This window comes from Actinomyces sp. 594, from assembly GCF_019325145.1.
Lineage (GTDB): Bacteria > Actinomycetota > Actinomycetes > Actinomycetales > Actinomycetaceae > Actinomyces.
The window spans coordinates 54,649-65,134 of the sequence record NZ_PIZC01000037.1; the positions used below are offsets into that span (position 1 = coordinate 54,649).

Below are 10,486 nucleotides of genomic sequence, written 5' to 3' on the forward strand. Positions count from 1 at the left end.
GGCCGTAGCCATCACCCCTGATCCGACCGTGCAGGTCGTGGGCGGACGAAACGCCCAGGGCAAGTCCTCCGTCCTGGACGCCATCTGGCTGGCCCTGGGCGGCGGAAAGGCCTCGAAGGCCGTTCCGCGCCCCGTGCGCGACGGGCAGGACCACGCCTGCGTGACCCTGGACCTGGGTGACCTGCGGGTCACCCGCACCTGGGACAAGACCGGCCGGTCGTCACTGCGGGTGGAGGCCGCTGACGGCGCCCGCTACAACAGCCCGCAGGCGATGCTGGACCGCCTGGTCGGCGGCCTGTCCTTCGACCCCCTGGCCTTCACACGTCTCTCGGCAGGCGAGCAGCGGGAGGCGCTGCTCGACCTCGTGGACCTCGGCGGCGTGGACCTTGACGCTCTCGACCGGGAGCGCGCCACCCTGTACTCCGAGCGCACCGACGTCGGCCGCCAGGGCAAGGCCATCGGCAACGTCGTCGTCGACGACTCCCTGCCCGTCGAGGAGACGTCGATGCAGCAGCTCATTCAAGAGCTCCACGATGCCCAGGCCCGCAACGCCCGGATCGAGCAGACCCGTCGCGACTACGCGGCGGCGTGCGACCGGGAGGAGAAGGCGCGGTCACGTGTCGAGGAGCTGCGCCGCCAGCTCGACGCCGCCCAGGACGCTCTGGTCGCGGCCCAGCGTGAGAAGACGCATGCTGGCGAGGAGGTCGAGGGCTCCGAGACGCCGATCGACACTGCGGTGATCGAGGAGCGCATGCGCACGGTCGAGGCCGACAACGCCCGTATCCGTGCCAACAACGAGGCCCGCGCCAAGGCCGCCGAGCTGCGGGGTCTGCGCGGCCAGTACGAGGAGTTGACCCGCAAGATTGGGGCCATTGACGAGTCCAAAGCACGGGCGCTGGCGTCGGCATCCTTCCCCGTTGAGGGTCTGGGCTTCGACGCCGAGGGCGTCACCTACCAGGGTGTCCCGTTCGCGCAGGCTTCCTCCGCAGAGCAGATCCGCGTGTCGGTGGCGATGGCGATGGAGCTGAACCCGGAGTTGCGGGTTCTGCGGATCATGGACGGCTCGCTCCTGGACGCCGAGTCCATGGAGGCCATCCGTCGGCAGGTCGCCGACGGCGACTTTCAGCTGTGGATCGAGCGCGTGGGCGACGCCGACGAGGGCGCCGTCGTCATCGAGGACGGACAGGTAGTTGGCCAGTAGGCCGCAAGACAGGCAAATGACCGTGGTGTGGCGGGCTGGCAAGCCACTGGCCCGCCACATCACGGTCACCGCCAGGGAGGAGGAGCACAGATGAGGAGCAAGCAGTTGCGGCCGTACGTGCCTGCGGAGCCAGACGTTGACGTCGGGACCATCCGGGCCCGCCTGTCCGCCCATGATTCCCACCTGGGGGCCGAGCGCAACACCTACCAGGATGACCCGCACGTGGCCGTAGAGGATGTGCGGCAGCTCCTGACCGAGATCAAGCGCCTTGAGTACGGGATCGCGCTCCTGGAGGAGTCGCGGGACGGCTGGTGAGACGCTTGCCTGCGTGCCAGGCAGCAGCTCAGGGAGCAGCAGGCGACAGACGCCAGGGATCCCAGCCGCATCCCTACCAGAACCCGCTACGGCTCGCGCCGAGGCCGCCATCCGGGCCTTCCTGCGTGAGCAGGAAGACGGAGTACTCAATCTCCCGGGTGGCGTCGACAACTACCCCATCCTGCTGACCACCGATTCCAAGGAGGCAGAAAGCGTGGCGACAATCCTCGACGAGGTTATCCCTGCCCCTGGCACTGCGGAGGCCCAGGCGCTAGCCGGCTGACCGAATCCTGACCGCACGCGACGAAGGGCCCCTACCAGCAGGTGTTTGCTGGTAGGGGCCTCTCCACGTGTCGCGGTTAGTCATCTGCGCCCTGGGCGAGGAGTTCGGCCTCCCAGGCCGGGATGATGTTCTCCTCGTCGTCGACGTTGTCGGCGGGCGCGGGGTTGGCGTCAATGAAGAGGGGACTCATGTCGACCTCCCACACGGCAGCGACGACGCAGCAGCTGTCATCGTCGTCGGGGTCGGTGTCTCCGGCCGCCTGCGCGACTACATCGCGCAGGGCCACGGCCCCGAGGGCCCGGTAAGCTGCCCAGTCCAGGCCTGTCTGGTGGTCCGAGTCGGCCTCAAGGTAGCCACCCAGGTCCTGACCGGGGATGGCTCCGCCTTCGACGAGGCGGACCATAGCGACGTTGGCGGCCGCTGACTGGACCACCTAGGCCGCCGCCTCGGCAGGTACCTGATAGCGGTGCAGCGCATAGTCGGAACCGGTGGTCCACAGGGTGCACTCCTGCGGGCGCACCAAGCCGTCCAGATCGACGGCGAGACTGATCTCGGACTGCCGGTCGGAGAACGCCCCAGCCTGGGAGGCGACGGTAATGCGCACCGTCGCCTCGGACTCGCGGGCGAAGTCAATGATGGTGTTGCTGGGGTGCCGCCTTGCGAGCGAGGTTAGGGCGGCGTCGATGCGCCGCTCCTCACCGTGCGCGACGGCGAGGGAGTCGAGGTAGGGGTAGGCGGTGTCGGCCAGTTGGCCGATCGTGGGAAGTTTGACTTTCGTGTCGTAGGTCAACCAGTTGGCGTCGAAGCAGCTTATCGGCCGGGAGCGCATGGCGGGTTCCTTCCATCGTTGAGTGTGCGGTCACCTCCTGTAGTGGTCGGAACGACCAGTAGTGCGGGAGTCTGCGGCTGTCTGGGGTTGTCCGACCACGACTCTGGACGTGGAGGACATGCTGACAACTAAGGAACTTGCCCGGGTGCTGGGGGTGGCGCCCCGGACGCTCGACAATTGGCGGTCCGCGAGCCGGGGGCCCGCCTACTTCCGGTTCGAGCATGTGGTGCGTTACCGCATGAGCGACGTAGAGGCCTGGCTGGCGGCCCAGAAGGTGGAGACTCTTGAGGCCCTGGTTGGCGGGAGGACACTGTGAGCCCCGGGTGGACGCCGGTGCCGGTACTGACAGGCGAGCAGCGCCGCCGAGCCTCGGCGCGGGCCGTGGCCGCGAAGAAGCGACGCGCTCGGATACGCCGGGACCTCAAGGCCGGGCGGTTGCGCCTGCCTGAGGTGCTGGCGGCCGTGGACGCTGGTGACCGTGCTTTGGCGAGGATGCGTGTGAGGGACCTCCTCCTGGCCCTGCCGAGGGTCGGGCCGACCACGGCCTACCTGGTGATGGATGAGGTTGGCATAGCGGAGTCGCGCCGACTGGCGGGGTTGAGTACCAGGCAACGGGCGGAACTTCTGCGCCGGTTCGGGTGAGCCGCAGCCGCCCTTAGTGGCACAGTAGGAGGCATGCCCCAGCATCGCATCCCCGTCGGCTCCTGGGGTAAGGTCTCGATTACCCCGAGGGGCAAGGCCTGGCAGGCCAGCACCTATGTGCGTGACGCCGACGGTGTGCGGCGCCGGGTCCGGGCCCAGGCGGCGACGAAGGCCGCGGCCCGCCAGGCCCTCGCGCGGCAGCTTGCTGGCCGCACCAGGCCGCCAACGGGCCTCATGGGCGCGTCGACAACCGTGGACCAGCTGTTGGAGGCGTGGCTTGAACGGATCCGCACGCTCGGGCGGGTACGCCCGCAGTCGGCAGACAACTACCAGCGGGTTGTGGCGCGCATCGTCTCCCCGGCGCTGGGGGCGTGGCTGATCGGGGAGGTCACGCCAGCGGCTGTGCAGGCTCTGATTCTGGACACGACGCCGGGCCAACGGCGGGTTGTCAGGACGATCCTGTCCCAGGCGTTCAGTTACGCGCGCCTGGACGGTGCGACGGCGAATGATCCGGTGTCGGACACGGTGGTCCCGGCCCCGGAGGAGCGGCGTGAGCCCGAGGTGCTGACGGCGGAGCAGGTAAGGCGGCTGCGTGAGGCGGTCAGGGACTGGGGGACCAGTCGCCAGCACGGTCCGAGAGTGACCACGACGCTGGCTTGTGGGGTGGATCTGATGCTGGGGACCGGGGTGCGTATCGGGGAGGCCTGTGCCTTGACCTGGGATGATGTGGACTTGGAGGCTGGGACGATTCGGGTTGAGGGGACGTTCATTGATGGTGCGGCGGATCGTCGGGGTGTGCAGGAGGCGCCGAAGACCGACCGTGCCCGCAGGACCCTGTACTTGCCGGACTTCGTGGTGGTCTCCCTCGTGGAGCACGGTCCTCGGGATGAGGGCCCAGTGTTGTATACGCGGAACGGCACTCACATGTCGCCGGCGAATCTGCGGCGGAGTCTGCGGGCGGCCGTGAGGGAGGCCGGGTTGGACTTCGAGGTCACGCCTCACACGTTGCGGCGGACTCTGGCGACGTTCCTGGCGCGGGAGTTGGGGACGCGTGAGGCCGCAGACCAGTTGGGGCACACGGACCCGGCGGTGACGCTCGCCCACTACATCGCGCCCGAGCATCGGGGCCCGGACGCGCGTGCCGCGATCAGCGGTTTTGTTGACGGCTGACAGCTGGTCTTGCGGGGTTGAAAGTAGACCCAAAGTAGCCACAAAGTAGACACATCCGAGTGGGGTCAAATTGAGGTGTGCGCTGGTGCAACCGTAGTTTCAGCGAAAACTCACCATCGAGTGTTATCTGTGTCACCTTGTAGGTGGCGTCTAGTACCTCCGGTGGGATTCGAACCCACAACACTCCGATTTTGAGTCGGATGCCTCTGCCAATTGGGCTACGGAGGCGCGTTCGCTCACACGCGGGGCGGCGTGCGGGCTTCACGACGGACCCGAGCATACTAGTATCGAGCCGTGAGCAACGAGTCCGCTTCTTCCAAGTCCCGCAGAGTCCTTGTCGCCGAGGACGAGACCCTCATCCGCCTGGACATCGTCGAGACCCTGACGGATGCAGGCTACGAGGTCGTCGCCGAGGCCGCGAACGGGGAGGAGGCGATTCGCCTCGCCGAGGAGCACGAGCCCGACCTGTGCGTCATGGACGTGAAGATGCCGGTGCTGGACGGCATCACTGCTGCCGAGCGCATCATCGACGCGCACGGCTGTGCCGTGGTCATGCTGACCGCCTTCTCCCAGACTGAACTGGTGGAGCGCGCCGGCGCCGCCGGCGCCATGGCCTACGTGGTCAAGCCCTTCACCCCGGCGGACTTGATTCCCGCCATCGAGATCGCCATGTCCCGTCACGAGGAGATCCGTTCCCTGGAGTCGGAGATCTCCGACCTGCAGGAGCGCTTCGAGACTCGTAAGCGCGTTGACCGTGCCAAGGGCCTGCTCATGGAGCGGATGGGCCTCAGTGAGCCCGAGGCCTTCCGCTGGCTGCAGAAGACATCCATGAACCGTCGCCTGACCATGCGTGAGGTAGCCGACGCCGTCATCGAGCAGGTCGGCGGCGCCAAGAAGGAGTAGGCGGGAGGGATCCCGCGCGCGGGGGCCAGGGGAACTACGGACGGGCCTTCAGAAGCCGTCCACCTCCACGTACAGGCAGCGCAGCGTGCCGTGGGCGACGACGTGCCCGTCCTCGTCGCTGACCTCCACCCGGTATACGGTGGTGCGCCGCCCGCGGTGCAGGGGCGTGGCCACTGCGGTCACCCAGCCGCGCCGTGCCGGCCGTAGGTGGCTGACCTGCAGGTCGGTGCCCACCGGGGCGGTGCCCGTCGGCGCTGCCTCCCGCGCCGCGACGGACGCCGCCGTCTCCACTAGGGCCGCATTGGCGCCCCCGTGCAGCACTCCGGTGACCTGCCGGGCGCCATCCACCGGCATGCGCACCACCGTGTGCTCGGCAGAACGCTCCTGAAGCTCCATGCGCAGCGTCGCCATGAGAGTGCCGTCCAGGGAGTCGACGGGCCCGGATGCGCCCAGGGCGCTAGTTGCCGAGACCGCCGAGCCGGCTGCCCGGGGTACCGGGAAGGGACGGGCGGACTTGGCGGGGAAGGCCACGGGCGCGTCCGCCGAGGCGGATGCGGGATGCTTGTCGCTCATACCCTTAGGCTGTCACGGTGAGCACCAAACAGACCAGCCCCGCCGCCCGGGACGTCGCAGGGCGTCTGCTCCTCATAGACGGGCACTCCATGGCCTTCCGCGCCTTCTATGCCCTGCCGGCAGAGAACTTCACCACTACTACCGGCCAGTCAACCAATGCCGTGTACGGCTTCGTATCCATGTTCCTGTCCCTGCTGGAGCAGGAGCGGCCCACGCACGCGGCCGTGGCCTTCGACCTGCCCGGAGGTACCTTCCGCACCCAGGAGTACGCCGAGTACAAGAGCACCCGCGATGAGACGCCACCCGCCTTCGCCGGCCAGGTCGAGCTGCTCCAGGACGTGCTGGCGGCCATGGGAGTGCCCACGGTGACCGCACCCGGATACGAGGCCGATGACATCCTGGCCACTCTTGCCGCTCAGGGGCAGCGCGAGGGAATGGAGGTGCTCGTCTGCTCCGGGGACCGCGACTCCTTCCAGACGGTCACCGAGCACTGCACGGTCCTGTACCCGATCAAGGGCGTGTCCACGCTGCGGCGAATGACCCCGGCCGAAGTCGAGGAGCGCTACGGCGTGCCGCCGGAGCGCTACCCCCACCTGGCCGCGCTGGTCGGCGAGACCTCCGACAACCTTCCGGGCGTGCCGGGGGTCGGCCCGAAGACCGCCGCCAAGTGGATCCGCCTGTATGACGGCCTGGAAGGCGTCATCGCCAACGCCGACCAGATCAAGGGCAAGGCCGGCCAGTCCTTGCGCGACCACCTCGACGACGTGCTGCGCAACCGCCGCCTGAACCATCTGCTGACCGACCTCGACCTCGGACTCGACCCCGCCGCCGACCTGCGGCTGGCCGGGGCCGACCGCGAGGCGCTCGGCCGCATCATGGACGCCCTGGAATTCCGTGCCCTCCAGCAGCGCTCCGAGCGGATCCTGACCTTCGCGGACGGGGCCCGTGCCGACGCCGATTCACCCGCTGCGAGCCTGGAGGCCGTCACCGTCGCTGCTGTCGGCCACGACGTCGCCCCCGGCGACGTCGCGCGGTGGCTGGACGCCAACTTCCCGGTCAGGGAGCCGTCCGCTCCGCTCGGACTGGATGTGGTCGGCACGATGCGCCCCGGCCAGGGGGATGCGACCATGGTCGCACTGTGCGACGGCGTTGCCGCTCTCGTAGCGGACCTGTCCCTGCTCGAGCCGACCGATGAGGCGGCCCTGTTCGCCCTGCTCGCCGACGCCGACCGTCCTAAGGTCGTATCCGACGCCAAGGGCGCATGGCACGCCCTGCACGCCCGCGGCGTCGACCTGGACGGCGTAATCGCCGATCCCTCACTCGCCGGCTACCTGTGCCGCCCAGAGCTGCGCTCCTACGACGTCGCCGCGCTGGCGCAGCGGTGGCTCGGCGTCGACCTGGAGGCACTTACCGCACCGCGGGGCGACCAGGACCAAAGTGCCTTCGACCTGGAGTCCCTCGCCGACGACGCCCCCGCGGCCACCGCGCTCGCCGCCGCCCACCGGGCGGCCGTGCTCCTGCCCCTGCAGCGGGCCCTGGAGGGGCAGATGCGCGAACGCGGGGTTCTGGACCTGTACCTGGACCTGGAGATGCCGGTGTCGGCGACGCTGACGCAAATGGAGGACGCCGGCATCGCGGTTGACGACCGCGTCCTGGCCGTGCGCCAGGCCGAGCTTGACGCCCGCGTGACTCACGCCGCCGAGGGCGCCTTCGCCGCCGCCGGGCATGAGCTCAACCTCTCCAGCCCCAAGCAGCTGCAGGCCGTGCTCTTCGACGAGCTCAAGATGCCCAAGACGCGCCGCACCAAAACCGGCTACACCACCGACGCCGATGCCCTGGCATCCCTTTACGTCAAGACCAGTCACCCGTTCCTGGAGCACCTGCTCGAGCACCGCGACGCCATCAAGCTGCGGCAGACCGTGGAGGGACTGCGCAAGGCGATCGGGCCGGACGGGCGCATTCACACCACCTTCCAGCAGACTATCGCGGCCACCGGTCGGCTCTCCTCCACGGACCCGAACCTGCAGAACATCCCGGCACGCACCGAGGAGGGCATGCGTATCCGTGAGGCCTTCACCGTGGGGGCGGGCTACGAATGCCTGCTTACCGCCGACTACTCGCAGATCGAGATGCGGATCATGGCGCACCTTTCCGGTGACGCCGCCCTGATCGAGGCATTCCGCTCCGGGGAGGACCTGCACCGCTACGTCGCGGCCATGGTGCACGGCATCGGCGTCGACGAGGTCACCCCCCAGCAGCGCAGCCATGTAAAGGCCATGAGCTACGGGCTGGCCTACGGGCTGTCAACTTTCGGCCTGGCACGTCAGCTCGGAGTTGACACAGCCGAGGCGGCGGCATTGCGAGAGGCCTACTTCGCCCGCTTCGGCCGTGTGCGCGACTACCTGGAGCACGTGGTCGAGCAGGCCCGCCGTGACGGGTGGACCCAGACCATGTTCGGGCGTCGCCGCTACCTGCCGGACCTGAACAGTGACAACCGCCAGCGCCGGGACATGGCCGAGCGCGCCGCCCTGAACGCTCCCATCCAGGGCAGCGCCGCAGATATCGTCAAGCAGGCCATGGTGGACGTCGCCGAGTCCCTGGCCGGTGCCGGCCTGCGCTCCCGTATCCTGCTGCAGATCCACGATGAGCTGCTGCTGGAGATCGCCCCCGGTGAGATCGAGTCCGTTGAGGCGCTGGTACGGGACCGGATGAGCGGCGCGGCCGAGTTGTCCGTGCCGCTGGACGTGTCCATGGGGCGCGGCACCACTTGGCGGGAAGCCGCTCACTGACCCGTCGCGGAGTGACTACCGACACTGGCGTGAGAAAATCCACGTAAATCTCGGCCGGGTTTGTGACACGCCCACAAGTCACGGATTGGGAACGTGCTGGTATGGTCTTACGCGCACGCCCCTGGGCGTCGCATATGCGGCGACCAACCGTGGTGCGCAGCCGGTCCGGGCCGGCTCGCGCGCGGGGGACGTGTGGAATCTATCGACCCGACCCTTCTGTCCATATTCGGAGCAACTACTCAATGACCACCAACACGCCCAGCCCCGCCCCGGTCGCCGTCAACGACATCGGCTCGACCGAGGAGATCCTCGCCGCCGTCGACGAGACCATCAAGTACTTCGATGACGGCGACATCGTCGAGGGCACCGTTGTCAAGGTCGACCGCGACGAGGTCCTCCTCGACATCGGCTACAAGACCGAGGGCGTCATCCTCGCTCGCGAACTGTCGATCAAGCACGATGTCGACCCCGAGGAGATCGTCTCCGTCGGCGATGACATCGAGGCCCTGGTTCTCCAGAAGGAGGACAAGGAGGGCCGCCTGCTGCTGAGCAAGAAGCGTGCCCAGTACGAGCGCGCCTGGGGCACCATCGAACGCATCAAGGAGGAGGACGGCGTCGTCTCCGGCACCGTCATCGAGGTCGTCAAGGGCGGCCTGATCCTCGACGTCGGCCTGCGCGGCTTCCTGCCCGCCTCCCTGGTGGAGATGCGCCGGGTGCGGGACCTGCAGCCCTACGTCGGCCGCGAGCTTGAGGCCAAGATCATCGAGCTGGACAAGAACCGTAACAACGTGGTTCTGTCCCGCCGCGCCTGGCTGGAGCAGACCCAGTCCGAGGTTCGCACCAACTTCCTGCAGACCCTGCAGAAGGGCCAGGTCCGCACGGGCGTGGTCTCCTCCATCGTCAACTTCGGTGCCTTCGTGGACCTGGGCGGCGTGGACGGCCTGGTCCACGTCTCCGAGCTGTCCTGGAAGCACATCGACCACCCCTCCGAGGTTGTGGAGGTCGGCCAGGAGGTCACCGTCGAGGTGCTCGACGTCGACTTCGACCGCGAGCGTGTCTCCCTGTCGCTCAAGGCGACGCAGGAGGACCCGTGGCAGGCCTTCGCCCGCACGCACGCCATCGGCCAGGTCGTGCCCGGCAAGGTCACCAAGCTGGTTCCCTTCGGCGCGTTCGTGCGCGTGGAGGACGGCATCGAGGGCCTGGTGCACATCTCCGAGCTGGCTCAGCGCCACGTGGAGCTGCCCGAGCAGGTCGTCAAGGTTGGTGACGAGGTCTTCGTCAAGGTTATCGACATCGACCTGGACCGCCGCCGCATCTCCCTGTCGCTGAAGCAGGCCAACGACGGCGTCGACCCGAACTCCGACGACTTCGACCCCTCGCTGTACGGTATGGCCGCCGAGTACGACGAGAACGGCAACTACAAGTACCCCGAGGGCTTCGACCCGGAGACCAACGAGTGGCTGGAGGGCTACGAGGCGCAGCGGGAGGCCTGGGAGGCCGAGTACGCGGCCGCGCAGGCCCGCTGGGAGGCTCACAAGGCCCAGGTCGCCCGCGCCCTGGAAGAGGACCAGGAGGACAGCGAGGCCGCCCCGGCGGAAGCCGCCACCTCCTTCTCCTCAACGCAGCCCGAGGCCACCGGTACTCTCGCCTCCGACGAGGCGCTGGCCGCGCTGCGCGAGAAGCTGACCGGCAACTGATCCGGTTCACCGGGGTCCACCTCGGTGGTCACCCTCCCGGAGCACAGCCATGATCGGGGCCCGCCCACCAACCGGTGGGCGGGC

General features: G+C 68.4%; 12 protein-coding genes and 1 tRNA gene. 9 read left to right on the forward strand and 4 right to left on the reverse strand.

Going from position 1 to position 10,486, the window contains the following annotated elements:
* The 3 genes from GZ998_RS05595 to GZ998_RS05605 form a co-directional block, all read left to right on the forward strand.
* The coding region (locus tag GZ998_RS05595) for an AAA family ATPase (protein WP_219109309.1) at window positions 1–1,201 on the forward strand (1,201 nt) is incomplete at its 5' end.
* A 90-nt stretch (window positions 1,202–1,291) separates the two neighbouring features.
* Complete coding sequence (locus GZ998_RS05600) at window positions 1,292–1,516, forward strand: hypothetical protein (RefSeq protein WP_219109310.1); 225 nt, start codon at window positions 1,292–1,294, stop codon at window positions 1,514–1,516.
* A gap of 13 nt (window positions 1,517–1,529) precedes the next feature.
* Complete coding sequence (locus GZ998_RS05605; RefSeq protein ID WP_219109311.1) at window positions 1,530–1,799, forward strand: hypothetical protein; 270 nt, start codon at window positions 1,530–1,532, stop codon at window positions 1,797–1,799.
* 76 nt (window positions 1,800–1,875) lie between these two features.
* Here GZ998_RS05605 and GZ998_RS05610 read toward each other — a convergent pair whose 3' ends face one another.
* Both GZ998_RS05610 and GZ998_RS05615 read right to left on the reverse strand, forming a co-directional pair.
* Window positions 1,876–2,232 (reverse strand): hypothetical protein, encoded by a 357-nt coding sequence (locus GZ998_RS05610; RefSeq protein ID WP_219109312.1) that lies wholly within the window; start codon window positions 2,230–2,232, stop codon window positions 1,876–1,878.
* Window positions 2,233–2,628 carry a hypothetical protein gene (locus GZ998_RS05615; RefSeq protein ID WP_219109313.1) on the reverse strand — a complete coding sequence of 132 codons (396 nt, stop codon included), beginning with the start codon at window positions 2,626–2,628 and terminating at the stop codon, window positions 2,233–2,235.
* A gap of 118 nt (window positions 2,629–2,746) precedes the next feature.
* On the opposite strand from GZ998_RS05615, the gene GZ998_RS05620 reads away from it, so the two are divergent.
* The 3 genes from GZ998_RS05620 to GZ998_RS05625 are packed head-to-tail and all read left to right on the forward strand — an operon-like array spanning window position 2,747 to window position 4,440.
* The gene (locus tag GZ998_RS05620) at window positions 2,747–2,944 is read left to right on the forward strand and encodes an AlpA family transcriptional regulator (RefSeq protein WP_219109314.1); all 198 of its coding nucleotides are present in this window, start codon (window positions 2,747–2,749) and stop codon (window positions 2,942–2,944) included.
* 17 nt (window positions 2,945–2,961) lie between these two features.
* On the forward strand, window positions 2,962–3,270 hold the full coding sequence (mihF, locus tag GZ998_RS13325; RefSeq protein ID WP_308807173.1) for an integration host factor, actinobacterial type: 309 nt from the start codon (window positions 2,962–2,964) through the stop codon (window positions 3,268–3,270).
* Window positions 3,271–3,303: 33 nt separating this feature from the next.
* The gene (locus GZ998_RS05625) at window positions 3,304–4,440 is read left to right on the forward strand and encodes a site-specific integrase (RefSeq protein ID WP_219109315.1); all 1,137 of its coding nucleotides are present in this window, start codon (window positions 3,304–3,306) and stop codon (window positions 4,438–4,440) included.
* A 154-nt stretch (window positions 4,441–4,594) separates the two neighbouring features.
* On the opposite strand, the gene GZ998_RS05630 is transcribed toward GZ998_RS05625, so the two are convergent.
* Window positions 4,595–4,668, reverse strand: a tRNA-Leu gene (locus tag GZ998_RS05630).
* Between the two features lie 66 nt (window positions 4,669–4,734).
* Here GZ998_RS05630 and GZ998_RS05635 point away from each other — a divergent pair.
* A complete protein-coding gene (locus GZ998_RS05635; protein ID WP_162679541.1) occupies window positions 4,735–5,343 on the forward strand; it encodes an ANTAR domain-containing response regulator in 609 nt (202 codons plus the stop codon).
* A 48-nt stretch (window positions 5,344–5,391) separates the two neighbouring features.
* Here the strand turns inward: GZ998_RS05635 and GZ998_RS05640 are convergent, their stop codons facing one another.
* Window positions 5,392–5,916 carry a PaaI family thioesterase gene (locus tag GZ998_RS05640; RefSeq protein WP_162679542.1) on the reverse strand — a complete coding sequence of 175 codons (525 nt, stop codon included), beginning with the start codon at window positions 5,914–5,916 and terminating at the stop codon, window positions 5,392–5,394.
* Between the two features lie 89 nt (window positions 5,917–6,005).
* Between GZ998_RS05640 and polA the strand changes: the two genes are divergently transcribed.
* Entirely contained in the window at window positions 6,006–8,705 is a 2,700-nt protein-coding gene (gene polA / locus GZ998_RS05645) for a DNA polymerase I (protein WP_374939167.1), read from the forward strand.
* A gap of 242 nt (window positions 8,706–8,947) precedes the next feature.
* On the forward strand, window positions 8,948–10,402 hold the full coding sequence (gene rpsA, locus GZ998_RS05650; protein WP_161923972.1) for a 30S ribosomal protein S1: 1,455 nt from the start codon (window positions 8,948–8,950) through the stop codon (window positions 10,400–10,402).
* The last annotated feature ends 84 nt before the right edge of the window (window positions 10,403–10,486 follow it).

What these genes read in the sequence shown, in the direction of transcription:
- GZ998_RS05600 (WP_219109310.1), top strand. Translation starts at nt 1,292, where the DNA reads ATGAGGAGCAAGCAGTTGCGGCCGTACGTGCCTGCGGAGCCAGACGTT.
- GZ998_RS05615 (WP_219109313.1), bottom strand. Translation starts at nt 2,628, where the DNA reads ATGCGCTCCCGGCCGATAAGCTGCTTCGACGCCAACTGGTTGACCTAC.
- GZ998_RS05620 (WP_219109314.1), top strand. Translation starts at nt 2,747, where the DNA reads ATGCTGACAACTAAGGAACTTGCCCGGGTGCTGGGGGTGGCGCCCCGG.
- GZ998_RS05625 (WP_219109315.1), top strand. Translation starts at nt 3,304, where the DNA reads ATGCCCCAGCATCGCATCCCCGTCGGCTCCTGGGGTAAGGTCTCGATT.
- GZ998_RS05640 (WP_162679542.1), bottom strand. Translation starts at nt 5,916, where the DNA reads ATGAGCGACAAGCATCCCGCATCCGCCTCGGCGGACGCGCCCGTGGCC.
- polA (WP_374939167.1), top strand. Translation starts at nt 6,006, where the DNA reads ATGGCCTTCCGCGCCTTCTATGCCCTGCCGGCAGAGAACTTCACCACT.
- rpsA (WP_161923972.1), top strand. Translation starts at nt 8,948, where the DNA reads ATGACCACCAACACGCCCAGCCCCGCCCCGGTCGCCGTCAACGACATC.